Source organism: Anaerobutyricum soehngenii (genome assembly GCF_009697165.1).
Taxonomy (GTDB): Bacteria; Bacillota; Clostridia; order Lachnospirales; family Lachnospiraceae; genus Anaerobutyricum; species Anaerobutyricum soehngenii.
Map to the genome: position 1 here is coordinate 32,852 of NZ_VULP01000017.1, position 22,871 is coordinate 55,722.

General features: G+C 38.9%; 28 protein-coding genes and 1 pseudogene. 3 read left to right on the plus strand and 26 right to left on the minus strand.

What is annotated here, in order from left to right; genetic code table 11:
* The first annotated feature begins 57 nt into the window (after window positions 1-57).
* Both tnpA and FYJ25_RS15040 read left to right on the plus strand, forming a co-directional pair.
* On the plus strand, window positions 58-492 hold the full coding sequence (gene tnpA, locus FYJ25_RS08945) for an IS200/IS605 family transposase (RefSeq protein WP_147607510.1): 435 nt from the start codon (window positions 58-60) through the stop codon (window positions 490-492).
* Window positions 493-677: 185 nt separating this feature from the next.
* A complete protein-coding gene (locus FYJ25_RS15040) occupies window positions 678-743 on the plus strand; it encodes a DUF6783 domain-containing protein (RefSeq protein ID WP_334296211.1) in 66 nt (21 codons plus the stop codon).
* Here FYJ25_RS15040 and FYJ25_RS15045 read toward each other — a convergent pair.
* Window positions 723-779, minus strand: a pseudogene (locus FYJ25_RS15045) (DUF6783 domain-containing protein); the annotation flags it as partial. The gene FYJ25_RS15040 and the pseudogene FYJ25_RS15045 sit on opposite strands and share 21 nt — an antisense overlap.
* 129 nt (window positions 780-908) lie before the next feature.
* On the opposite strand from FYJ25_RS15045, the gene FYJ25_RS08950 reads away from it, so the two are divergent.
* On the plus strand, window positions 909-1,271 hold the full coding sequence (locus FYJ25_RS08950; RefSeq protein ID WP_243145720.1) for a GTP pyrophosphokinase: 363 nt from the start codon (window positions 909-911) through the stop codon (window positions 1,269-1,271).
* A 29-nt stretch (window positions 1,272-1,300) separates the two neighbouring features.
* On the opposite strand, the gene FYJ25_RS08955 is transcribed toward FYJ25_RS08950, so the two are convergent.
* From FYJ25_RS08955 to FYJ25_RS09075, 25 genes are all read right to left on the minus strand, one after another.
* The gene (locus FYJ25_RS08955) at window positions 1,301-1,519 is read right to left on the minus strand and encodes a hypothetical protein (RefSeq protein ID WP_154581090.1); all 219 of its coding nucleotides are present in this window, start codon (window positions 1,517-1,519) and stop codon (window positions 1,301-1,303) included.
* Complete coding sequence (locus tag FYJ25_RS08960) at window positions 1,516-1,668, minus strand: XkdX family protein (RefSeq protein WP_154581091.1); 153 nt, start codon at window positions 1,666-1,668, stop codon at window positions 1,516-1,518. The genes FYJ25_RS08955 and FYJ25_RS08960 overlap by 4 nt, the downstream gene beginning before the upstream one ends.
* A gap of 1 nt (window position 1,669) precedes the next feature.
* Complete coding sequence (locus FYJ25_RS08965) at window positions 1,670-1,990, minus strand: hypothetical protein (protein ID WP_154581092.1); 321 nt, start codon at window positions 1,988-1,990, stop codon at window positions 1,670-1,672.
* Window positions 1,899-3,281, minus strand: a complete 1,383-nt coding sequence (locus FYJ25_RS08970; RefSeq protein WP_154581093.1) for an RNA-directed DNA polymerase — start codon at window positions 3,279-3,281, stop codon at window positions 1,899-1,901. Before FYJ25_RS08970 ends, FYJ25_RS08965 begins: the two co-directional genes overlap by 92 nt.
* Before the next feature lie 364 nt (window positions 3,282-3,645).
* Complete coding sequence (locus FYJ25_RS08975) at window positions 3,646-4,938, minus strand: hypothetical protein (RefSeq protein ID WP_154581094.1); 1,293 nt, start codon at window positions 4,936-4,938, stop codon at window positions 3,646-3,648.
* A 3-nt stretch (window positions 4,939-4,941) separates the two neighbouring features.
* Window positions 4,942-5,373 carry an alanine-zipper protein gene (locus FYJ25_RS08980; RefSeq protein ID WP_154581095.1) on the minus strand — a complete coding sequence of 144 codons (432 nt, stop codon included), beginning with the start codon at window positions 5,371-5,373 and terminating at the stop codon, window positions 4,942-4,944.
* A 100-nt stretch (window positions 5,374-5,473) separates the two neighbouring features.
* Window positions 5,474-6,577 carry a hypothetical protein gene (locus tag FYJ25_RS08985; protein WP_154581096.1) on the minus strand — a complete coding sequence of 368 codons (1,104 nt, stop codon included), beginning with the start codon at window positions 6,575-6,577 and terminating at the stop codon, window positions 5,474-5,476.
* A 20-nt stretch (window positions 6,578-6,597) separates the two neighbouring features.
* Entirely contained in the window at window positions 6,598-7,698 is a 1,101-nt protein-coding gene (locus FYJ25_RS08990; RefSeq protein ID WP_154581097.1) for a phage baseplate protein, read from the minus strand.
* Window positions 7,688-9,739: a hypothetical protein gene (locus FYJ25_RS08995; protein WP_154581098.1), complete on the minus strand. Its 2,052-nt coding sequence runs from the start codon at window positions 9,737-9,739 to the stop codon at window positions 7,688-7,690. The genes FYJ25_RS08990 and FYJ25_RS08995 overlap by 11 nt, the downstream gene beginning before the upstream one ends.
* The gene (locus FYJ25_RS09000; RefSeq protein WP_154581099.1) at window positions 9,730-10,563 is read right to left on the minus strand and encodes a phage tail family protein; all 834 of its coding nucleotides are present in this window, start codon (window positions 10,561-10,563) and stop codon (window positions 9,730-9,732) included. The genes FYJ25_RS08995 and FYJ25_RS09000 overlap by 10 nt, the downstream gene beginning before the upstream one ends.
* A 6-nt stretch (window positions 10,564-10,569) precedes the next feature.
* Window positions 10,570-13,389 (minus strand): phage tail tape measure protein, encoded by a 2,820-nt coding sequence (locus FYJ25_RS09005; RefSeq protein ID WP_154581100.1) that lies wholly within the window; start codon window positions 13,387-13,389, stop codon window positions 10,570-10,572.
* Between the two features lie 231 nt (window positions 13,390-13,620).
* On the minus strand, window positions 13,621-13,947 hold the full coding sequence (locus FYJ25_RS09010; RefSeq protein ID WP_154581101.1) for a hypothetical protein: 327 nt from the start codon (window positions 13,945-13,947) through the stop codon (window positions 13,621-13,623).
* A 2-nt stretch (window positions 13,948-13,949) separates the two neighbouring features.
* Window positions 13,950-14,537 (minus strand): phage tail protein, encoded by a 588-nt coding sequence (locus tag FYJ25_RS09015; protein ID WP_154581102.1) that lies wholly within the window; start codon window positions 14,535-14,537, stop codon window positions 13,950-13,952.
* A gap of 5 nt (window positions 14,538-14,542) precedes the next feature.
* Entirely contained in the window at window positions 14,543-14,935 is a 393-nt protein-coding gene (locus FYJ25_RS09020; RefSeq protein ID WP_055182321.1) for a hypothetical protein, read from the minus strand.
* A gap of 12 nt (window positions 14,936-14,947) precedes the next feature.
* The gene (locus FYJ25_RS09025) at window positions 14,948-15,289 is read right to left on the minus strand and encodes a hypothetical protein (RefSeq protein ID WP_154581103.1); all 342 of its coding nucleotides are present in this window, start codon (window positions 15,287-15,289) and stop codon (window positions 14,948-14,950) included.
* Entirely contained in the window at window positions 15,286-15,612 is a 327-nt protein-coding gene (locus FYJ25_RS09030; protein ID WP_154581104.1) for a hypothetical protein, read from the minus strand. Before FYJ25_RS09030 ends, FYJ25_RS09025 begins: the two co-directional genes overlap by 4 nt.
* Entirely contained in the window at window positions 15,599-15,904 is a 306-nt protein-coding gene (locus FYJ25_RS09035) for a hypothetical protein (protein WP_055182315.1), read from the minus strand. Before FYJ25_RS09035 ends, FYJ25_RS09030 begins: the two co-directional genes overlap by 14 nt.
* Window positions 15,905-15,914: 10 nt before the next feature.
* Window positions 15,915-17,102, minus strand: coding sequence for a phage major capsid protein (locus FYJ25_RS09040; protein WP_167513802.1), 1,188 nt, complete (start codon window positions 17,100-17,102; stop codon window positions 15,915-15,917).
* 10 nt (window positions 17,103-17,112) lie between these two features.
* Window positions 17,113-18,051 carry a head maturation protease, ClpP-related gene (locus FYJ25_RS09045; protein WP_167513803.1) on the minus strand — a complete coding sequence of 313 codons (939 nt, stop codon included), beginning with the start codon at window positions 18,049-18,051 and terminating at the stop codon, window positions 17,113-17,115.
* Entirely contained in the window at window positions 18,023-19,207 is a 1,185-nt protein-coding gene (locus tag FYJ25_RS09050; protein ID WP_154581107.1) for a phage portal protein, read from the minus strand. The genes FYJ25_RS09045 and FYJ25_RS09050 overlap by 29 nt, the downstream gene beginning before the upstream one ends.
* A gap of 22 nt (window positions 19,208-19,229) precedes the next feature.
* Window positions 19,230-20,897: a terminase TerL endonuclease subunit gene (locus tag FYJ25_RS09055; RefSeq protein ID WP_154581108.1), complete on the minus strand. Its 1,668-nt coding sequence runs from the start codon at window positions 20,895-20,897 to the stop codon at window positions 19,230-19,232.
* Window positions 20,887-21,237 (minus strand): P27 family phage terminase small subunit, encoded by a 351-nt coding sequence (locus FYJ25_RS09060; RefSeq protein ID WP_055182305.1) that lies wholly within the window; start codon window positions 21,235-21,237, stop codon window positions 20,887-20,889. Before FYJ25_RS09060 ends, FYJ25_RS09055 begins: the two co-directional genes overlap by 11 nt.
* A gap of 109 nt (window positions 21,238-21,346) precedes the next feature.
* On the minus strand, window positions 21,347-21,757 hold the full coding sequence (locus tag FYJ25_RS09065) for an HNH endonuclease (RefSeq protein ID WP_205677391.1): 411 nt from the start codon (window positions 21,755-21,757) through the stop codon (window positions 21,347-21,349).
* On the minus strand, window positions 21,736-22,623 hold the full coding sequence (locus FYJ25_RS09070) for a GH25 family lysozyme (RefSeq protein ID WP_154581109.1): 888 nt from the start codon (window positions 22,621-22,623) through the stop codon (window positions 21,736-21,738). Before FYJ25_RS09070 ends, FYJ25_RS09065 begins: the two co-directional genes overlap by 22 nt.
* Window positions 22,620-22,868, minus strand: coding sequence for a holin (locus FYJ25_RS09075; RefSeq protein WP_154581110.1), 249 nt, complete (start codon window positions 22,866-22,868; stop codon window positions 22,620-22,622). The genes FYJ25_RS09070 and FYJ25_RS09075 overlap by 4 nt, the downstream gene beginning before the upstream one ends.
* Window positions 22,869-22,871: the final 3 nt, after the last annotated feature.

Consider the following 22,871-nt stretch of genomic DNA (forward strand, 5'->3'; position numbering starts at 1 on the left):
AACAGATAACTTATCAACATCAATAGAACATATTTTCGTGGAAGGGGATCAAGGATCATGAAGATCAGAAGAGAACGCCACCGTGTATGGAGTTTATCCTATCACGCTGTTTTTGTTGTAAAATACCGTAAGCCGTGCATTACAGATGAAATCGCAGATTTTTTGTTAGACGAGATGCGTCATCTCCTGGAAGGATGGGGCGGAGAACTTATCGAGGGAAAAGCAGACAGGGATCATCTGCACCTGCTGTTCAGCCTGCCACCGGATAAGGAGCTGGCAAGATATATCGGACTGATGAAACAGGTCAGTGCAAGACAGGTACGTAAGAAATATAAGGAGCAACTTAAAGAATATCTGTGGGGAGATTCTTTTTGGACAGACAGCTATTATCTTGGCAGTACTGGAGGAGCAAATCTGGAAGTAATCGAAGAGTATATCAAGAAGCAGGGACAGCCTAAGAGGAAGTATGTCCGCAAGAGTGAGCTGTCTTAACACCAACTGGACGATTCATCCCAGCCTTAGCATAGTTACCGACTGGGTCTTCTCGTCCATAAAAGATAAACTGTTTTGTCTGCAAAATCAGCCCCTTTAAATTTTCCCATGTATGCCGCCTCCTTATAAGACATTATATCATTGTAATGATAGTACATCAACAAAAAATCAATGCTTTCTGTAAGATGTGCGTTACAATTTGCGGGAGATTTCGCCTGAATGAGGGCGGCGTAGTGGGCTACGTCAACTAAATGAAGGCAAAATATACCGCAAATTGAGACGTGCAGGTTGCAGGAATGATTTTACAAACATGCTCTAATGTAAGAATACCGTAAACAAACCGTTATTTCTCTATCATACATTAAACACATTTTTCCAATAGAATGATAAATGATATGAGGAGGAATACTAAACTTATGAATGAAAAAGAATATTATAATTTAATTAAACCATATGAAGATGCCATGCAGATGCTTTTAAGCCGTCTTGATACATTAAATCACACTTTATACGAATCGTCGGCTACACATCCTGTTCCTATTCACAATATCCAGAGCCGCATTAAATCGAAAAAGAGTATTGAAGATAAACTGATTAAAAAGGAGAAAAAGCCCTCTATGACAAATGCGAAAAACTTTCTTATGGACATCGCCGGTGCAAGAGTTATCTGCTATTTTGTCAATGACATATATAACCTAATCGAAATTTTAAAAAGCCAGACCGATTTAATCGTCATGAAAGAACGGGACTATATTGCTGGGCCTAAACCGAATGGATAGTATCAGTTAGTGCTATAAAAAGTCTTTCTTTATTCTATTGATCCTATATCATCAGTATCACAATATTTTCTCATTCTATATTCGAGCATATCTAATTCTTCATCTGATCTTTTTATACTATTTCGAAGTTCTTCTCTTACTGCACTTTCAATCTTTGCCTGTTCAATGATTGTTTGCTGTTTTTTCACAATTTCTGATAACAATCCCGTTACATCACATAATCGCGATATTATTTCAAGCAAACTCATTCTACATCACCATTGGAGTATTTCTCTCCTGTGATATATTTATATTCATCCGCCGAAATACTGCCTTTTGTGACACGCTCTGCAATCTGTTCTTTTGTAAGCGTTCCTTTTTTATACATTCTTTTGAGACTCTCAACAAGCATTTTCATACTAAATCAACCCCTCCTCAATTAACTGCTGTGTGTATTCATCAATGACCGCATCTCGCTGAAACTGTGTCACAGATTCAACGATTCCGGATGTATTCTCCTCGACAATAGTTTTCATGAGCGCCATGTTCTCATATTCCTCGACCGTCATTTCTTTTTCGTCATACTGCCATTCTGTTGTCATTTCTCCATTGCTTCCCTCGACTTCTCTTGTCACCTGCTCAATATTCTTACGCAGATACACCGTTAATGGTGATGATGTCCTGTCGATTTCTTCCGGTTTGTCCGGCTGTGTTCCTGTCACCTTTTTCCAGTCTGTCATGTTCATTCTCCTTTCTGCTATGTTTTGAAACTATCTTCTTGAGTTTCTTAACATTGATTTTCGGTTTGATGTAATCAATGTAATAATTGTATGTATCTGTATATTTGAACAATCCCATGTACGACAACATGACTGATGCGTTATACCACGAAATTTTATCCTGCTTTGAAATGTGGTTTGCCTTGCGTCTCGCACTCTCGATGTTTGATTTTCTGATGGTTGTCCGGTCATGGTGAAATTGAAATCCCATAAAATCAAGCATACGTCCCTTTGTGACCTGCTTTCCTTTCTCGTCAAGCACTGGCTTCCCGTCTTTCATCATCGGATATTCAAATCTAAACACCTGCCAATCTTCTTTTATCTCAAGGTCAAGCTTGTCGTTCAAATATATCTCGATTGCCCTGTGCATTTTATGCAGTTTCTTTTTGCTCTTACCCAGTATCACCATGTCGTCCATGTATCGCATGTAATGCTCTGCATGAAGTTTCTCCTTAATGTAGTGGTCAAGTGCTTTTAAATAAAAGTTGCCGAACCATTGTGATGTGAAATATCCCAGTGGGGCACCTTTTCGAATCTGCTCAATAATTATTTTTAATTTCCCAAACATTTCTCCTGTGATACCAATTTCTTTTAGAACCTCCAATGCTCCAAAAATATCGTCAAACGCTATGCATCCGACAAGCCTTTTCGTCTGTTCTGCATTAATTTCAACACCTGCATCCGTCAAACTCTTTGCAACGAGTGCTATTTTGTCATGTTCAATCAGTATGCAGAGTAATCTATAAAACCGTTTATCCCGAATTACTGCTTTGAGTTTTCTCTTGAGGATTCTCCGGTTTATGGATTCAAAGAAATGGTGTACATCCATCTTGAGAACAAAGAACTTTTTCCCGTCGTATGAATCAAGCCATTTCCGCATGTACTTTTTCCCGTAATGAACGCCCCTGTCCGGTATGCTCCCGCAGGAAAATTCATACAATCCATTCATCACAATCGGTTTGAACTGACCTATTGCACAATGATGAATAACCTGCTCATATTTGTAATGTGGTTTCAATATACGGCGTGTTTTCTTGCTGCTGCTCTCGTTGATGATGCTCGGTTTATGATAGTCCGGAATGAACAACTCCTCTGTCAACATCTTTTTCAAGAGTTCTGTGTGTTCATCGAGATTCTCTAATACCTCCCGCACATCATTCCTGTTCTTTTTCTTTTTGGATGCATTTATAAAACGCTGTTTTATGTAGTCGTCTTGCAACATTGGTTCATATAGGTTGTTGTAACTTCTCATATAGTATTTTCTTATCTCCTATCGGTTTTTGTGCGGATGCTTACTCAACCGACCCTATATCCGGAATGATTTTCGCCTTGTGGCGTGGGATATAGGCTGCATTTGATTAAACGCTCCGATATGAGAAGAAATTGGACGCACCGATGTTCCAGTTCGCATTGCCCGCAGAATTGTTCAAATTCAAGTAATCCGCACCGCAATAATCGCCATTGTTACAGTTACCGCCGACAAGGGCGACCGCAGGGAGCAGGAACACCGCCCGACACCGCACCCTATATCCCTATATTCATTTTTCTAAAAACGACCACACCGCCTAACGGCGGGAATAGCGGAGGCGTTCCCCCTCCGTTCCTCCCCCTGCTGCTTACGCAGCGATAGGCTGTTCTAAGAAAACGGACGCACCGAGGTCCCAGTTCGCATAGCCCGCAGAACTGTACAAACTCAAGTAATCCGCACCGCAAGAATCGCCATAGGCACAGTCACCGCCGACATGGGCGACCGCAGTTATTCCGGCGTTCCACCAAAAATAGTCACATGTGTATGTGCTACTGCTGCCTCCGACCGAACTAACAATTCGGCCAAATCGGCTCGACTTTGTGTTTTTCTGCCATCCACTACTATTTCCCGTGAATGTAATTCCAACTTTTTCAAAGCCTTCTCCCGTCAAATTGTATGGTGGTCTCATTTTTGCAAGAATTTCTCCTTTAACCATTAAAAGACCATTAACTCTATCCCAACGGTTGCCCCACCATTTTTCGATATAGAATACTTTAACTTCATGAGTTTCATCACTATATCCAAAAAACTGTCCCTTATCTGCAAGGGTTCCTGTCGGAAGATGTCCATAGTTCTGCGAGGCATCATCAACATATCCCGTTGTCTGTCCCTGTCCAAATGCTGTCTGTGAATTATCTGTCTTTGAAATAATTTTAAGCATACAGTCCAGTAAGTTTCTCTTGCTCCAGGAACCGATACTCCATCCATCTCCATTTGCCTTCGCTCTTGTGATTTCCGTTGTTGTATTTGCACCATACATAAGTGTCTGATTTGCAAGAGATCTAAGTCTTGTACCATCAAACGAGCCGCCGAACATAGGATAATATAATTTATCTGCATGTGAACCATCTTCTCTCACATATGCATCATCATTATATGATTCATCATATTGTGCATTAGAAATAATCATGTACTCATAATTTCCGATTTCAAACTGTGAAAGCCATATCTTGCCCTTATCTCCACTGCCATCAAATACGCTCATTGCATTTCCGCCGTAATCTACGCTTGAAATGTCCGATTCTGTTCCGTCAGCTTTTTTTGTCTGGTTGTTTGGATCTAATTTATAATCTTCCGTTCCATCATACCGAACCATTGCCGGATAATTATTTTTTACAAAAAACACATCCGCCCAATCTCCAAAATCAAATTCTCCAGTTGCATAATTCATGCCCGCCGGGGTTTTACCGACTGCATCGAAAAGATATGTACAGCGTGTTGCCGGGTTACTATCATTTTTATTGATTTTTAATCCATATCGCTTTATATCTTTTACTCTTGTCTCATCTTCTAAGCTCGCCAAAAGTGCATTTGTATTCGCTAATATTTTGTCGGTTGTTTCTTTATCCGCCACTCTTACAATCACATCTCCACTTGCCATTTTTTAAGCCTCCCTTATTGTTAAAATTCCATCTTCTACCGATAAAACGCAACTCTTTTTTGTAACCGTATCTACCATAGTGTTAAGTCCATCTACAATTCCTTCACACGCTGTAGCAGCTGCTGTAGCCGTCTGTGCGGCTGCGTTCGCTGTAGTCGCTGCCTTATTCGCTGCGTTTGAAGATTCTGTCATTGTATTGGAGAATTTATTCACCTTTTCCATGTATCCTTCTATTGTTTTGAGGTCTTCATCATATTTTGCGTTGTTTACAATAATCGGAAGGTCAAAAAATTTGTTTTTACCATCCCCCATTCTAATCAATACTTTTCCTGTTTCTGTCGTCTCAATGCCGATTTCCCTGTCTTTGAGTATCAAGGCATCCTCAACAGCTTTCCAATCTGCGGTCTTGCCGCTGCAAGGTCTGATTGCTGCCATACTATCTCCTTTCCCTTGCGTTTGCAATAATATCACAAAACGTATCGTTTTTGTTGTTTTTTCCTTGTAATTCCATAATGTTGGAATTATTTGCATATTATTATACAGCCAGACTTCTTGACATAGGTGTTCCTCCATCAAAGTCTATGCCTACTTCTTTTGTTCTGATCTGAGGGGTAGCCGCATCAATGGTCACTATTGATATAGCTCTTGATTGAGGGGACTCCCCATCACATTCGATGTATAAGCTTTCGTATAGAGCTTCCGCTCTATTGAAATAATTCTTCACCGATTTCAGAATTTCATTTGCGGACTCTAAAAGTGAATTCTGAATTGTATCATTAATTTCTTTTTTGTCAGCTTCCACTTTTTTTCTAGCTGCCTCTACCGCCTCTTGACTCTGTGTGATCGCCTGCTTTATCTGTATCGCAGAATTCAATGTCGCTTCTAACTGATCCTGATTTTGCAATGCTATTGTTGCTTTTTCTGTTATCGCTTCACATTTATTTGTTGCTTTCTCCGATGCTTCTGATGCTGTATTTACTTTTTTTATAGCTTCTCCACTTGCACTCTCTCTTTTTCTCTCTGCTTGTTCCCTCGATGCTTCCGCTTGCACTCTTAATTTTTCTGCTTGTTCCCTCGATGTTTCCGCTTGCGCTCTTAATTTTTCTGCTTGTTCCCTCGATGTTTCCGACTCTACTCTTGTTGCTTCTGTTTCCTTTAGATTTTCCCACAAGCTTTGCATTTCAAGATACCACTCTTTATCCTCTGGTGGACTTACAAGCTCATGTCCAAGCATTCCGTCTTCTATTTCGAGAATACAGGATAAAGTCTTTAGTACGTAATCATCCCCAACAAATTCCACAGAGAAAATTAGCTCACCCGCTCCCATAACCGCATGCGCTGGAACTACCCAGGTAAAACGAATTTTGTCTTCACCTTTTTTCACATTAATTGGATGGCATATATCAGCATATCCCTGCGGCGCTGAGTATAAAATATTTATCTGTTTATCAGATATATCTATACCATCGTAATAACGGTCCATCTCAAAATTAATACTCTGTGCATTATTCTCTCCAGCAATCAATAGCTGCCCCGTTATTTCCGGTATTGCTTTTTCCTGTCCAATTATAAACACTTGTGGATCGCTATAATTTTCATTAACTTCATATGTATTATTTAATTCAAAATTATCTGACATCGCTTTTCTCCTTATCCGTATTATGCAGTACGAATCCACATATTAACAGCAACAAACAGCGGCTTTACGTCAATAGGTTTTCCCTCTCCCACTGTTCCTGTAGTCCCTGTTGCTTCTCCAGTGGTGCAATTTCCACCATCCCCTGTTTTAGTCGGACCGCCATTTTTAACGTCAATCCAATGGCTATGACTTCCCGCTTCTTGCGTTATTAATCCATCCGTTAATCCATTGTGTGTCGCTTTGCTTCCTTGTCTATGTTGCGAGCCTCCTGATTTCGAATCAGAACGATAATATCCTTTATGCGAATGGCTTCCCCCACTACCACAAGATGCATTATGTGAGTGTTGTGCTATTGTATGTGCGTGAGCAGGAACAGCATGGGTATGTTTTGCTCCCGTATGCGAATGCGCTGGAAGATTTTCTTTCGATAATGTTATCTTTTCCTTTCCTCCTCTGCTTCCTGCTTTATCTGTATTATTAGCAGCTAAAATATATCTTCCTTCTATTTTTTCCCATGTTCCTCCAAATAAAATCGTTGGTGATATATTTCCTATACTCAGATAAACCGCTCCAACAGGATATACTTTATTTAACATTTTACTTGTAATACTATCTAACAAGTCTGGTACCTCAGCTAATGGAGTTAAGACTTCAAATAACTGTTCTACTCCTTCAACCAATATTCCATTCAATTTTATCCTGTATAGTGCATAATCATCTGTGTAATCGCTATTTAAAATATTTCCATTTTGTATCTCCGGGTCTTTCGGATTTTCTGAAGGAGTTCCCTTCACGATCACAAGTGATGCTGTTTCTATTTGTGTTTTTTTGTCTCTCTGATATCTCATAGCAACAATATCATATCGTTTAAGACCATTTTCGCCTGTCTGAATTGTAAGGGTTTCTGCATCCTTGTTTGCTATATTGATATTTCTTCCCTGGTTAACTAAACTTCCGCTTTTTATTTTAATTTCATTATTCGAAATTAATTCATAAGCAAAATTATCCCACATATTTAATACATATTTTCCACTGCCAATCACTCCTGCATTAAAAGCTCCTGTATCCGCAGCGGAAACATGTGGTTTTCCTGCATATCCGGTTACTAAATCAACTGCCATATTTCCCTACCTCATAAGTGATACTTGTATTATTATCTTTTATGCTAATAATTTTCTTTGTCACTTCCTGTACCGTTTCTATTCCGGTTACTTCGTCCATTGCTCCTACCATATCGCCAACATCATAAACTTGTTCTGTTTCTTCCAGGTCAATATCTAAAACGTCTGCATTATAATATTCCTGCATCTTTTCCAGCCCTTTTTCAACTAATGTGGCATAGTAATCTAATACTTGTCTATAATATATTCCAGCTTGCCATGCTGGAGCAAATTGAGCTTCTTCCTTTGCATAGTATCTTCCCGAATTCCATTCAGGAGCTACTTTCTCATTTTTTGTGTAATAAGTATTGTTTATCCACACCGGGGCATTGTCTTCTGTTTTCACATAATAAGTATTACCTGTCCACAATGGGGCGTAATCTGTTGAAATTTCTCTGTAGACCGCTTGTTTATTAAAACTAGGAACGCTAGTCAGTGTTATCTCTGTAAAATACTTATTTTTACGCCATTTGGGAGCGGTCTTTTTTCCTTTTCCAGTTCCTTCAACATTTTTGAATTTCCCATTGCTGTCTTTCATATAATAATTTTTGAATCCTTTTGCCCAGTCAGTTGGTTTTTGGGTTTGCATTTTTTTATGCGGTTTTTGCACGCTGGAAATGCTTCTATATTCATCTTTATTGTATCCATCATTATATCTGTAGAAATATGCGCTATAATAATCGTTCCAATTTTTAGGTTTTTCCTTTTGCCTTACATATTTCTTTTCTACTCGTGGCGAAACTCCCGTATAACCTCCTGTCGCATGTCCATATTCATCCACTTCTTTTTGATAATATTCGTTATATTTTTGATCCCAGTTAGATGGTTTTTTTGCAAGAAGAATATACTGATCTACCCCGGATACCCCAGAATATTTTCCCTCATCATTTTTCTTATAGTAAGCTCCAAAATTTTTTCCCCAGTCAGACGGTCTACTCGTCTGCAAAACATAGGCATCTACTGCTTTTACTCCGGTGTATTCCCCGTCTTCTGTATCTATCATGTAATAGCTATCATAATTTAATGTCCAGTTTTCCGGCTTATTCTCAATTAATTTATATACATCTTTTTTCTCTTTTTCTACAGATTCGTAGGATGTTTTTTCACTTCCATCTTCCTGTAAGTCCGACTTCAAATAAAAATAATCATTGCAATTATCACCCCAGTCTGCTGGTTCTGTATCGAGCATAATATAATTTTTCTTTGCTTCCGCATTTGGATAATCAAGATTTTCTGTAATTTCATTTTCCTGCACAAGTACTTGGTTTCTGTGATCGACAATGTAATCATCGTCTTGCAACGGCTGATCTAGCAACGAATACGGCTGTACGTTTCCATTTTCATCTGCAAACAAATGTATAATTTTCCTGTCTTTCAAGTCACCCTGTCCCATACATATGAGATGATTTACTATGTTATATTTTTTTGTGATTGAAAAATCCACTTGTGAAGTATTAAATTCTTCATCTGTGCTATAATCACAATAAGAAACTGCTTGTAAGTATACATATCCTTTTCTATAGTGCATTTTAAGCTTTGCGTTATTCGCTCGTAACATGCGCCGAATACCTTTATACGCAGATACGTATCTTTCCATTTGGTAATTGTCTATATAGATGTCAGTTTCTTCTTCCTCCACCTTGAATAGATCTCCTGCACCTATTTTCTCAATAATTTCTTTTAGAACTTCATTCGCATTTCCAGCATACGTTGCATAATCCATTCCTTCATCCGGACATATAATCTTTTTATCTAAGATTCCATGCCATGTCCGCCCACAGTATTTTATTTCATCCTTTTCTGTATCTACACCAATTTCATCTATGATTCCGCCATACTCTTCATTTTCAACATAGATAATATAATTATCTTTGCAACAATGATTCGCTCTTGTTATTACACACTCAAAATCATTTTCATCTTCTCCATATGCCAGATCGTACGAGCAACTTTCAAGTATGCCTATGTCTTTTCTTTTTTCATCTGCATAAATTAAATCCATATCGGTTCTCCTCGCTCATCATATATTTTCAAGTCAAAACCTCTTTCCATCGACCAGGAAACCGTATTTTCTCCATCCGGTATTTTTTCAAAAATATTATTATCCCGGTCGCGATAATGAAATATATTTTCTACCTCACCATATCTGGATGTTTTTATAATTTTTCGTGTTTTGGAATCAATTTTTGCATATTCATTTTCCAGTAATGAAATATATATAATATATCTATGTTCATTTATTGTAATCTCTGGATCATCACAAGGACCATATACCGTCATTTCAAAATTCGATTCTGCAATGCTTGTATTTTCGAAGTATATATTCGCTGTACTGGCAATATAATCAAAATCATAATCAAAGCAATAATCTCCGTCTATCTGTGTGCTTTCCATTTCTCTGAAAGAAAAAAATTTTTCCCGTATCCACACCGGCTCTGTGGATACGAATTTTATTTCCTTTTCTACGCACTCAAATAGTTCGTCAAAATCATCATATGATGTTGCATAGCAATTCACGCTTTTATAAAAATCATTCCACCATAGCCGGCCAGGAACATTTTTTCTCACATCATACTCTGTAATTCGGTGTAGTTGCTCTAATATTTTGTTATATTCTTCTTTTGTATCTGCCATTATCGAGAGTGTTAATGAAGTTTCCTGAATTTCTCTATAAAAATTTTTGATTCTTCCTACTCCATTAATATTTGAAATTGTATTATATTTCCATTCACTTTCTATGAGCTTTTCCGGATTCTGTGCATATATGCCATTTGCCATGAGGTTTACTTTTTCACCTTTTGAGTTTTCGTAATATAACTCCATCATAGCCTCCTATATAAACTCTCTTACCATTCTTCCAATCTCTCTTCTATTGAACACTATTACATTATTCATTCCTTGCATTGATTCTTTAAGCACCTGTGCAAGCCTGTCGTAATCTATCTGTGGAATATATCTCGTAAATTCTAACATTGCATCGCTTACAAATTCTCTAAGCCTTTCCAACGGGAGAACTGCTTCATATCCAGCTTCTCCAACTCCCTGTATTCCGGCCGCTCCACCGTTAAGCAGAGTTGGTTTTGTAAAGATTACACCTTCTTTTCTCCATGTAACACTAAAACTCGGTGCGCGTGGTGGCTTGATCGAGAATCCTCCACTGATACTTATATGAGGAACTTTTAAATGTGGCAAAGACCATGAAAAATGAAAATATCCTTTCATTTTATCAATAAGGCTTTTTACTTTAGAAACTGCATCCGTCACCGGAGAAATAATCTTTTTCTTTAAAGAAGAGAATTTTTGTCCTGCTGTGTTGACTGTTTCAGTGAATTTATTCACTACGGCCGTTTTCATCCCGGTAACCGTAGAAACTGCTTTATTTTTTGTTTCAGTAAACTTATTTACCACCGCTGTTCGCATTCCAGTAATTGTGGATGTGGCCTTATTTTTGACTTCGGTATATTTATTTACTACTGATGCCTTCATCCCGGTAACCGTAGAAACTGCTTTATTTTTTGTTTCGGTAAACTTATTTACTACTGCTGTTTTCATCCCAGTAACTGCCGCGGATGCCCTGTTTTTTATTTCAGTGTATTTATTACTCACGCTTGTTACCATGCCTGTAACAGCCGTTCCCACCTTATTTGTCGTATCCGTAAATATCTTCGAGACACTTCCTGGAATTCCTGTTATTGCTGATACTGTACCGTTAAACAATCCCACTGCATCATTTTTTAGTTGCGTAACCGTTTGATTGAATCCATTACGAAACTTTTCCGAATGAGTATATGCAAATGCAAATCCGGCCGCAACGGCTGCAATCAGTGCAATCACAAGTGTTGCCGGTCCACCTATTGCCGCTAATCCTCCACCAAGTAAAGCAAGATTTTTTATCATGCTTGCAATCTTTATTGCTGTCATGGCTCCGCCTATAATTGTTATAGCCGTTCCTATGCCCACAAGAATCGGTTCGATTGTTGGAAGATTTTGATTAACATAGCCTAGAAAGTCTTTTATTACAGGCTCACAGGTATCCACTACAGGAGAAATAATGTCATTTTTTAAAGTTCTGCCTAGTCCTTCTGCGCTGGAAGCTATGTCATCATATGCAGTACTCTTTACATCGTCCATCGCTTTCTTGCTCTTATCAATCTCTCCATTTGTATTCATAAGAGCTTTGACGGCATCTTCGCCCAAATCTTCCCACATGGTTCCCATAATGGCTTGTCCGAGTTGGTAACGTTCCTGTTCATCTTCTGTTTTCATGATTGCTGCAATAACTTCCTGCATTGCCTGTCCAGCTTCTTTACCGCCTTTTCCCATCTTCTTGCTCATCTCATCTGCATTGAATCCGAGTTTTTCCAGAGAATCATGAGCAGTTCCATCTTTCCAGTTGATGTTATATTCCTTTACAGCATCACCTAACTTATCAATAGACCAAGTTCCCTGGTTAGCACCGTTTGCAAGCATGTTAAACATATCATTTGCACTAAATCCGGCGGAAGCAAATTGTACGGAATATTCATTGATCGTATCAAGTAGATCATCATTCTGGTTTAAACCATTCTGTGCGCCCTGTGCGATCAAATTAAAAGCTTCATCAGAAGATATTCCAAATTGGTCCATTAAGGAATTGGCCGCCCGAACCGATTCTGATACATCCATGCCGAATACATCTCGCAACGACAAGGCATTTTCTGTCACTCCTTGCAAAGAATCTTTATCCATGTCCCCCATAATCTGCAATATAGTTGACATAGATTCTCCTACATCGTCCATAGAATCTCCGAAGTTATTGTTGTACACGTCTTTCATAACTTCTTTGTATTTTTGCATCTGCGAATCGGATGCCCCTGTGGCTGCATCTAATTTGTTTAATGCCTGCTCCCCTTCGGTTGCCAGTTCTTTAAATCCTTCCGCTGCACTTTTTAGGGCATCTTTCGCAAAATCTGCAATAATATCTTTCGTGATCGTCCAGCCTTCTCCAGATGCTTGTGCAGAATCTCCTGCTCCTTCTGCTGCATCCCCTAAATCATCCATTGCATTCGCCGCATCTTCTGCCGCTGATTTAGCTGCTGAAAGCTTTGATTGATTTTGATTCAATTCTGTTGAAAGCTGCTGTACAGCATTTTCCAGCTCTTTCACTTCTGGCGATGCTTCTCCATATTCTAAAAAAGCGTTTGATAAATCACTTTTTAGTTTTGTTAGTTCCGCTTCCTGTTGTGAAATTGTTTGTGATAGGCTTTCTAATGCAGTTGATGCTGAATTAGTAGCTTCTTTTTCTGCTTCCATTTCCTGATTGGCGGCTTTTAATTTCACCTGAAAATTATTCTGTGCTGTACTTGCCTGAATTAACTTTCTTTCCAGATTTGCAACTTCCTCTGAATCTTCCCCGAAGATTCTTTTTGCAACTTCAATTTCATTGCTTAACTCATTTTGCTTTATTATCTGTTCGCCTATCTGTGCGGTAAGAATATTGCATTTCTGCTCCATATACTCCATCTTATCGCCGCCATTTTTGAATACAGCTTCATTGAGTTTTGCTTCTGCATTCAGAGTTTTTAAGCTGCTTTCCGCTTTTTTAAGATTTGTATCAAATTGCTGCGTTTCCGCACTAAATTTTACTTTTGCTTCTTTTTTACTTGTTGCCACTTTCTCATCTCCTGCTCATTTTTTCTCTTTCATAATTGCACCAGGAGTCAAAGGCATTTTTATTTTCTGCTACAGAAATAATAAATGAATAATCCGCTTCCCAAAACAATTTCTCACTCATTCCAAGAATCATAACATAATAGGTGTAATAATCTTCAATATCCTGCAATTTGAATTTTGGTACCGAAACTTTTTTCCCTTTGTTATTTCGTTTAAAAGCATTCTTGAAATCTACTTTTTTTTAGGTCGAATCAACTCCATCGCTGTTTTTGAAATAAGACCGCTATCCGGCTGTAGCTTTTCTAAAAATTCCTCATACGGAATAATTTCTTTTTCTTCCATGAGGCAGGCACACGAATACGCTGTGTATAGGATTGTTGTAGAATCAAATAATTCCTGTATTCCGTTTTCAAGGACGGCGAAATATTTGTCATACTGTTCTTTATTTTTATTTCTTAATTCGTACAGGTAGCGAAAATTCAGTGTCAAATTAAAACTTTCGCCATCAATAGTTTTCATGGTTGTAACTCCACTCTTTATCATCAATTCTTTTTTCATCTTTATTCATCCCCCGTTTCGCTTGCAACTACTACCGTATGTACCAAATCTGGTGTAAACTCTGTCATCCACTTTTCTATCAATTCCCGATCAGCTTTTTCGTCTGCAATCATTTCATACATTCCAATTCCGTAATCATCTGGCATTACGGAAATCTCTAACTCTGTTTCTGCTACTTCTTCTGCGCCGTTTTCGACTTTTCTCGCCATATTGCTCTTGATAATGCAGTTCGGGTAAGCTTTCAGCTTCATAACATCGTCTTCGTCATATACACGCTGTACAATAGACATTTCTTTATGTTTTGAATCTGTTCCGTAAGCATATACTCCCGGTTTTAATCCGCTTAAATCCATGCCATATGCTTCTACGAAAACATCATACGGTATATGCAAAGACTCTTTTAATGTACCTGTTCCTGTACCTTTGCTTTTTGTTTTCTTCACAACTCCCCTGCATTTTTTTGTGATAGTCTTCACTTCCAGTTCTTCTTCTGATGTTCCAACACAAGAAGAAGATACATAGCTGTCTTTTCCTTTAAATTTAATGCCCTGTTCCCGGACTTCAAATTCTGAATATACTCTGTCTGTCATTTCATTCACCACTCTTTCATAATCTTATCCATGCACATATCAATAATCTCTGGAGCTACTTCTTCCGCTCCTCTTACCATGAAGTCTTGCATACCTATATGCTGCCTTGTATTACTTCCATCGTCCGGAAAATACAAATATTGATATTTCGATTTATTTTTTATTGTAACGGACAAATTACCGTTTTCATTCCGAAAAGGTTGTGTCTGTGTAGCTGATACGGCTTTTTTCGCCCATGTGCGGCCTGATGGATGTATCTTTGCTACAATACTCGCCGATACAGGTAAAAGTGTTTCGTTGTGAAATACTTCGTTTATTGCGTTTCTTGCATCATTGCCAAATTGTGCTATTGCTTCGTGCAGTCGTTCGATTTCACTTGTATCTAATGCGAAATTCATCCTACCACCACCTTATATTTTCACTGCTTTACAAAAAATGATTTCCGCTACTTCTATCACAATATTTGTGTTCGGTTTCTTTACATATGAGTAAGAAATATCATTTTGCGCTCTTTTCATTCCTGGAATCTCTTCCATCTTTTTAATGACCTTTTCCTCTATTCCTTCCTCTATGTAATTTTCCCGGACAATCGCAACAGAGTAATACATTGTATCCCCCGTTTTATTCTGTGAGCGTGTCATTTTCTGGCGTGAAAATACAATATAATTCCATTTGCTTCTTTCGTCTGCGAGACCGTAATAGACTGCTTTTTCAACTTCTTTTAGTTTGCTTTCAATTTCATTTAAAATCATTCTCTTTCCCTTATATATTCAAGATAGAAAAATATATTTTCTGCTGTCACATCGTAATAACTAACATCATATATACCGTCCTCTAAAAATGCCTTAAACTTCTTTCTTCTCTTAATGAGTTTACAGTTTGGAGTCTTCACTTTTAAACTAAGAGAAAAGCCTTGCTGCTCTGCAAATTCTAAGTCTTTTTGTCTCTGCGACATTTCTGCATAATTCAGTTTACAAATATACTGCAAATTTGCTTCATTTTCTTTTGCACCGAAACTACTTCTCTTACTCACATCTTCATACAGTTCCAATACTCCATCGTTATACGTCTGCATTTTCCATCCTCTCGACTTCGTGTTTCGCCCTTGTCTGCTGTATTAATTCCCCGTAATTTTCGTAATATGTTTTTAATTCAACATTGTTCCACAGGTACAGGCAAAGAGCGTGATACAAGGTATTCTCCATTCCCGGTTCTGAAAAATCAAAGTTTTTCACACCAAGCTGGTGAGAGATAATGCCTTCTGCGGAAGACATTATCTGTTTTACTTTTTTATCGGTGTCAGAATCTGACCACGTAATATCCAACTGTCGTTTTGTCTGTGCAAACAAAGTCGCATTCATTTTCATTTATCCCTCATTAAACACTTGCTGTTTCTGCCTTGTTAAGAACAGTAATATAAGCTGCTTCTAACTTTGAGATATCGAGAAGAATAGCAACTGTATCATCCCACGCACGACCATTTGCGAACATCTTCACCATATATACCCTGCAATCTTCTAAAAACTGTACAGAGTCATCATATACGACATTTCCCTCTTTTGACGATGCAATCGCCGCAAAGTATTCGGAAGGAATACAAAGAATTGCCTCTCCCTCTGTGAGTTCTGCTGACTGAATCGGTCGTGTTTTAACTGGGAAAATATCCCCCGCATAAGTTCCTGCTGCCGTCAAGATTGTTGTCGCTGGCATAATCTTCTCATAATAATCCACTGGATTACAGATGAGTGCCAGACTATCTTCTTTTAACTGTCTATATGTTCCTGCTTCTGTTTTTACAAGTTTGGAAACTAATTTTCCGTACTGTTCTGGAAGGAAGTTTGTTACTTTAATGGCTGTTTTTTTAGGATAGCCTGTGGATGTATTCACAGATACACCTTTCTTGATATTTCTGTTCAATCCAATCGGTTTGTTAAGTCCATCTCCGGATACAATAGCCGCCTCTAAGCTTACCGCAATCGCTTCCGTTAAAATTGTACGAATGTACTGATCTAAGAAAGTCGGACCATTTGGGAGGTCAAGTAAATCTTTCGGAAGTACTGCAAAACAGGAGAGCTTGCACTGTACAATCTCAATAATTTTGAAGCCGGAACTGATCTGCTGCTTAATTTCCGATGTAATCGTTCCCCATGCTGCTGTCTGTTTCGTGTGATCGTTCAGAATCCATTTCGTGAGATAATTTACATTTGTGAACGTGATTGCATCTAATAGAGGATGCTCATTCGTAAGGTTTCGGTATACATCCTGGATAATCGTTTCTGGGATGCCGCCATCTAAAATGTCTGTGAATGCCTGCTGTGGTGTTGTGCTTTTTGCATTGTCAATCCATGCCTGGTAAAATTTCTTTTCCTGGCTTGTTAATACCCTCTGCCCGCGGCTTGCCAGAATCGCATCATTTCCCATGCTTGCTTCTTCTTTTACCGCTTCAATTACGCTTTCATTAAATAATTCAAATGCCTGATTAATTTCTTTTTCGCTGCCTGTTTTTAACGCTGCCTGCATCGCTGCCGCTGCTTCTCGTACTGCTGGATTTGTAATTGGTGTCATATCTCTCCTCCTATAGAAATTGTTTAAAGAACCCGTCTGCATTTTTATATTTTTTCTGCTGACCTTTTTTCTTTCCCGATAACATATTCACTTCTCTGTGAAATTTTCGCTGCGCTCTCTGCTGTTTTCGGCTTCTGATAAACTCCATTTTCTGTGCCATCTGCATTAGTTCTTTTTCATCGTCCAGATCATTCTCTGGATCATCTTCTGGATCATCTTCTGGATCATCCTCCGGGTCATCTTCTGGATCATCTTCTGGATCATCTTCTGGGTCATCTTCTGGGTCATCTTCTGGATCATCTTCTGGATCATCTTCTGGGTCATCTTCCTGATCATCTTCCGGATCATCTTCTTTCCGTTTGCGGATAACCTCGTCAATAAATCCATATTCCAGACATTCATCCGGTGTAAGGATTGTTTCTGCATCCATCATCTCAATTAATTCATCTTCACTTATGCTATAATTACATGCTTCAAGAAAAATCTGTCTGTTTGACTGCATCAGTTTGTCTAAATCATCTGCATATCTCCTTAGCTGTGATGCGTTACCCGATGCTGTAATCCACATATTATGAATCAATGCCGATGTACCAAGATTCATTGCTTTGTGATCGCACGCCATCAAAATTAGAAATGCAACGCTGTACGCATTCCCATCAACATATCCATTGATTGTCGCCCCATGCCGTTTTAACTGGTTATAGATTCCTACACCTTCCTGTGCATCTCCGCCATTACTATTGATGTATAGATTTATTGTCCCACCAGAAGGGATTTCCTGTAATTTCTTTCTGAAAAACTTTGCAGAAGTTTCGCTTTCGAGCATCGTCCATGTAGACCAGTCGAACCGCCCCTGTGCGGATACGGTATCATAGATATACATATCATATTCATCTTTGCTTTCCTGTCTTGGTGCAACTCTAAACATCATCTTTGGTTTTGTTTCCATCTCCTGTTCCACCTCCATTCTCTTTTAATGCTTCATCTATTGTTTGATAGTTCTTTGTAAGCAAATGCTTTTTACTCCAATCTTCATTTATAGCGTCTTCTCCAGCTCTTTCTCTCACTTCGTCAATAGACATAAAGCTAGATGAAATTAATTTATCTATCTTTTCCGCCATCTTGAACACATCAACATGACCTACTTTGGACGTATCTACTTCATAGTACCTGCCACTCGCCCATGATTCATAACCATACGCTCCTGTGAGTGTCTTTCCGATTTCATCCGCCACAGGGTCTACTGCAAACGTTAGAAATGCATTTACTACTTCCTCCATGTTGTTAATATTCCCGGTCATAAGTGAGTCCGGAATTTTAAAAGCCTTTCCGGTTACTGAAAAGATTTCATCTATCAGTTTCACAATATCGTCACTGTTTTTCTGTGACTGCTTTCTGTCTGCTTCTGTTAGTTCCCGTCCTCTGTACTGTACATATACTTTTGATTCTCCGGACGTATATTTTTTAATTCCCTCCTGCAAGAAATTTTCAAATTCTTCATTGAATCTTTCGTCTCCTGCTTGAATACTATCTACTTTAAAAATATACTTCACCTGGTTTGTGTTCTGGTAAGACTGCAAGGCTGTAGAAATAACATCGTTAAGTTCTCTGTATGCTCCTTCTATGAGTCCTCTCGCCTGTGTTTTTTCTAGTCGAAATAAAAAACACTGTTTTGCACTGAATGTCCTGTTTAATGAATATTCATCCACAACAACCCCATCATAAAGATTTCCCTTAAATGGTCTTTTCTCTCGAATCGAGAATTCATCTGCACAATACAGATTTCTTCTAGATATAAAACATAATGCTCCTTCTGGATTTCGAAACATCCGCTCAACAACTTTATGCCAAAACTGTGAGGCTGACTCGTTCGGGTTCGGTTTTATATTTAACGAATAGTAATCCTCTGTTTTCGTCTGCTTATTATTTTCATAGCAACGTATTTCTGATTGAGAAACTGCATTTGCAATCAAAGAAATCGCTGTGTATATTGCAAGTTCTTTGATGTATATTGATGATGGAAGGTCAACAAATATAACATCTGTACCTTGTCTTGTAATTTGGCTCCTCGGAAAAATTTCTTTTAATTTTTCTACAAATCCCATTTCTGTTTCCTTTCCTATATTGTCAAATTGTCAAAATCACTTTTGCACCCTCTTTTACCGGAATATAATTTACAATTTCATCTTCGCAGATCTGTGCCGCTACTAACGAAAGCCAAGGGTCTGTCTTTCTTGACTTTGCTTCTTGCTTTCCATAAACAAAAGACCCTTGGTCTCTTCCTTTTTGTTTTCCGTACGGAATTAATTTTGCGTTGTTACATGCCCATCTAAGTACTGGATTGTCTCCCCATGCATAATATTGATTTACAAAGCAAGAATCTATTACAGGGACATACTTCATGATATCGCTTCGTGTAATGAGACGTAGGTTTTTATCTTCCGCAGAGAATCCTATTTTCTTTAATGACTCTGCCACGAGAGCGTAACGATAACTGTCCAGGGCTACTTTTTCAATCTGATACTGTTTCCCCGCTTCCTGGATATATTGCGCTACAATCTCTGGCGAAATCTCTACATCATCAACATAAGTGCAATATCCTTTATCTACCCAGCTTTTCCATGGAGCTTTGATTCTCTGTAAATCCTTTGATTTACTGCATATCCAGGAGTGATTAATGTCGTAACGCATCTCATCCCGTTTAAAATGCAGCGTAACCGATACCCAGTCCGAAATCATCGCATAATCAATTCCTGCTACACAGCTCCACCCTGTCAGATCAGGTAATATTTTGTTTGTCGCTGCGATATTTTCCCATGATGTTACTGCAGCATCCTTCACACCACTTGGTCGGTTCATCCTTTTGCTCATGAATGCCGGAAGTCGTTCCGGGTGTGCTTTCCATGTATGATATTCTTTTCTCGTTTCTGCTAACAAATGCGGAAGATACGGAAGGGACGGATTTGCTTTCGTCCAGTTTTCTTCACAGTCTACTTCTTTTTCATCATCTAAGCGAAACAGTACCGGGAGCATCCCTAAATCATCGTTGCCACTGTATAAAATTCCTTCTGCCTGTGCGATCAGATCATCAAGAGGTCCTTCTCGTACATCTCCATTTGTTGTGTAATATCCGGATCGTGGCTCTGCTTTCTTTCCAAGACCAGTTGTGTATACATTGATATTGTCATAATTTTCATATTGATGTACTTCGTTAAACATTACAATCCCCGACCGCAATCCATCTTTTGTTTTATGATTACTTGTACGTCCTCTGATTTTTGCCCGGTTTTTTTTCGACTTTATCGTTTGTTTTGTCCAGTGATAATGCCTTTTTAGTTTTTTTGTCTGTCCCGGCAGTTCGAAGAATCCAACAAGATCTTCTACTGGCCGCATTGCCTGTTCTTCTCCATTCCCGCAAATATCTACATCGTATTCCGTCACTGGATTATAAGGGGATGCAAGACACATCGCCTCGTAAGCTATCACTCCGTCTTTGCCGGCCCCTCGACCAGCCATCAAGAACAAATCCGGCCAGCGTGGCAAATTATCTTTTTCCCAGAACGTGCAGAGATGGAGCAGTGTCACGAAGTTTTCCCATGGAAAAAACTTATACGGAAAATATTTTTGCAGACCTAAATACTTATCTGCCCTTTCGGTATCTATATAGATTTCTTCCATCGCAAAACAATCTTTAATATGCTTAACTAATGCTATCTGGTCTTTGCAGCAGGGGTGTATCTGTTGTTCTACAATGTCTATATATTCCTGTATCGCAGAATGTATCTTACAACTCATCGTCTTCTAAATCATCATCTACATCGGGAGAGATTTCTAATGCTTCAAGTATCTTAAGCATCTGCGTATTTACCTTTAGGAGTTGTTCAACAGAATCATTTTTCTTAAATCCACACTGTCCTCCCCCATTGTCGTATTTAACCCTGACACCCCGTACATTTATGTCTTCCTGTAAGAGCGTTTTAGTAATATATAGGTGCATATAATCGTTTATGAGGTCAACATAATAGCTTTTTTCATTCCCAGAACGCTCCAACTGATTCAATAAATCGGCTTTTAACTGCTTAAATTTCTTCTCTCTTTTAATAGAATCCGCTGTTTTTTCCTTACTTTTTGCCATTATGACCACCACCCCTCACGCGCATTTGCAAAAATTTTAAATTGTCGACCCCGCCCCCTGTTGTATCGTCCCTCCCATGAGGAAGGGGTTTGGGGGTGTGGGGGAGTCATTACCATCGTTCGACCGTCAGCGATTCTGTTTTATGATCCTTTAGCTTCTCTGGATGTTCTAATGCGTGACATATTTTGCATATTGCTACAAGCTGTCTCCTCTTTGTTCCCTGCTCATAATAGTAAGCTGACAAGGCAAGCTCTGGGTAATCCCTTACATGCTTTACATGATGCACTGTATCTGCCGCCCGAATCCTGCCATGTGCTTTACAAAGCTGACATTCATAATGCTGTGATCGAAGCACTGCCGCTCTCAATCTCCGAAATGCCGGAGACTTATAGAACTTCCACATTGCATCCTGCTTTGCGAGTTCTGCTATCCATGTTCTAAGCTTATCCGTTGTGTATTCTCTTTCTAGCTCCTTGCTTACAATCTCTGCATCGTTCATTACTTCTTTACTTTCTTGCATACTGCAAGTGACTTATCTCCAAACTTACCGTTAACAGGCAATCCATATTTTTTCTGTAGCTTCGTTTCTAATGCCGCTGTATCCACTCCGTATTTTCCATCTACTTTGATATCTGCATCCATCACCCAGTTAAGTAGTTTCTGTACTCTCCTGATCTGTGTTGTATAGTCTTTCATTGTTTCGTATCCATCGCCGCACTGATAGTAACCACGTGGTGGTAATGCTGGAAATGTTCCTGGATACTTTGTCTTTTCATTGCTTATCTTCGGGTCAGTGAACCAGCTTTCCGCTTTTGTTCCGGTCAGTCTATTAAGGTCGATCTCACCGCTCATCCCCGGACAGCTTCCTCGTTCTGTGAACTGATGGAAGTCAACGCCTTTATGTGCCGGATACTTCTTACTGTATGTTCCATTGTTCTTTCCATATCTCGCTTCCCACCAGGCACAGTTCTTTGGCCGCTTATCAATAACACTCTTATATCTTGTATACTGTGCATACATGGTGTAGATCATTGACTTATAGCCAAGATTGCTGATGTATTTAAGAGCATCTCTAACACCTGCTACGTTATTCCCTTCCTTACATTCCACATCGAGAATATAACCAACGAAATACTTTCCAACTCTTTCTCTGCACGTTTCCACTAAGAATTTCGCCTGTGCAAGTTCTTTGCCACTGTTCAAATAAGCGTACAGCCAATATGGTTTCTTTCTTTTTTCACATTCCTTTATTACGGTACCTAACAACGGATCAATGAATGTTAATCCCTGTGTTGCTTTCGTGATAATAAACGGACAGGCTTTTATAACTTTATTCCAGTCCGTTACTTTTTCATGATGCGAGATGTCTGGATAATATTTGCTCACGCTTCATCCTCCTGTTCATAATCACTCATCACTTCCGGGATTCCGGCGATTGAAGTAAGAAATGAAGTTACCGCTGCTAATGCTGCCGTTCCTACTACAGCTTTCCAATCTACCGCCGTAATCGTTACTGCTGCCGGAATTAATGCAACTGCAGTCTGTGCCGCTGTCTTTACTGCTCTTTTCGCTGCACCTGCTAACCAGTCTCTTGTGTCAACATTTTTTCTTAATACACTATTTTCAAACATCTT

Coding starts and splice junctions, on each gene's coding strand:
- FYJ25_RS09000 (WP_154581099.1), bottom strand. CDS start 10,563: ATGATGGAGTTATATTACGAAAACTCAAAAGGTGAAAAAGTAAACCTC.
- FYJ25_RS09045 (WP_167513803.1), bottom strand. CDS start 18,051: ATGGAAACAAAACCAAAGATGATGTTTAGAGTTGCACCAAGACAGGAA.
- FYJ25_RS09010 (WP_154581101.1), bottom strand. CDS start 13,947: ATGAAAAAAGAATTGATGATAAAGAGTGGAGTTACAACCATGAAAACT.
- FYJ25_RS08990 (WP_154581097.1), bottom strand. CDS start 7,698: ATGGCAGTTGATTTAGTAACCGGATATGCAGGAAAACCACATGTTTCC.
- FYJ25_RS08980 (WP_154581095.1), bottom strand. CDS start 5,373: ATGGCAGCAATCAGACCTTGCAGCGGCAAGACCGCAGATTGGAAAGCT.
- FYJ25_RS09015 (WP_154581102.1), bottom strand. CDS start 14,537: ATGACAGACAGAGTATATTCAGAATTTGAAGTCCGGGAACAGGGCATT.
- FYJ25_RS08975 (WP_154581094.1), bottom strand. CDS start 4,938: ATGGCAAGTGGAGATGTGATTGTAAGAGTGGCGGATAAAGAAACAACC.
- FYJ25_RS09065 (WP_205677391.1), bottom strand. CDS start 21,757: ATGCAAGAAAGTAAAGAAGTAATGAACGATGCAGAGATTGTAAGCAAG.
- FYJ25_RS08970 (WP_154581093.1), bottom strand. CDS start 3,281: ATGAGAAGTTACAACAACCTATATGAACCAATGTTGCAAGACGACTAC.
- FYJ25_RS08965 (WP_154581092.1), bottom strand. CDS start 1,990: ATGACAGACTGGAAAAAGGTGACAGGAACACAGCCGGACAAACCGGAA.
- FYJ25_RS09040 (WP_167513802.1), bottom strand. CDS start 17,102: ATGACACCAATTACAAATCCAGCAGTACGAGAAGCAGCGGCAGCGATG.
- FYJ25_RS09075 (WP_154581110.1), bottom strand. CDS start 22,868: ATGTTTGAAAATAGTGTATTAAGAAAAAATGTTGACACAAGAGACTGG.
- tnpA (WP_147607510.1), top strand. CDS start 58: ATGAAGATCAGAAGAGAACGCCACCGTGTATGGAGTTTATCCTATCAC.
- FYJ25_RS09050 (WP_154581107.1), bottom strand. CDS start 19,207: ATGGGATTTGTAGAAAAATTAAAAGAAATTTTTCCGAGGAGCCAAATT.
- FYJ25_RS09035 (WP_055182315.1), bottom strand. CDS start 15,904: ATGAAAATGAATGCGACTTTGTTTGCACAGACAAAACGACAGTTGGAT.
- FYJ25_RS08955 (WP_154581090.1), bottom strand. CDS start 1,519: ATGAGTTTGCTTGAAATAATATCGCGATTATGTGATGTAACGGGATTG.
- FYJ25_RS09020 (WP_055182321.1), bottom strand. CDS start 14,935: ATGAATTTCGCATTAGATACAAGTGAAATCGAACGACTGCACGAAGCA.
- FYJ25_RS08995 (WP_154581098.1), bottom strand. CDS start 9,739: ATGGATTTAATTTATGCAGATGAAAAAAGAAAAGACATAGGCATACTT.
- FYJ25_RS09055 (WP_154581108.1), bottom strand. CDS start 20,897: ATGAGTTGTAAGATACATTCTGCGATACAGGAATATATAGACATTGTA.
- FYJ25_RS08950 (WP_243145720.1), top strand. CDS start 909: ATGAATGAAAAAGAATATTATAATTTAATTAAACCATATGAAGATGCC.
- FYJ25_RS08985 (WP_154581096.1), bottom strand. CDS start 6,577: ATGTCAGATAATTTTGAATTAAATAATACATATGAAGTTAATGAAAAT.
- FYJ25_RS09025 (WP_154581103.1), bottom strand. CDS start 15,289: ATGATTTTAAATGAAATTGAAAGCAAACTAAAAGAAGTTGAAAAAGCA.
- FYJ25_RS09060 (WP_055182305.1), bottom strand. CDS start 21,237: ATGGCAAAAAGTAAGGAAAAAACAGCGGATTCTATTAAAAGAGAGAAG.
- FYJ25_RS08960 (WP_154581091.1), bottom strand. CDS start 1,668: ATGAAAATGCTTGTTGAGAGTCTCAAAAGAATGTATAAAAAAGGAACG.
- FYJ25_RS09030 (WP_154581104.1), bottom strand. CDS start 15,612: ATGCAGACGTATAACGATGGAGTATTGGAACTGTATGAAGATGTGAGT.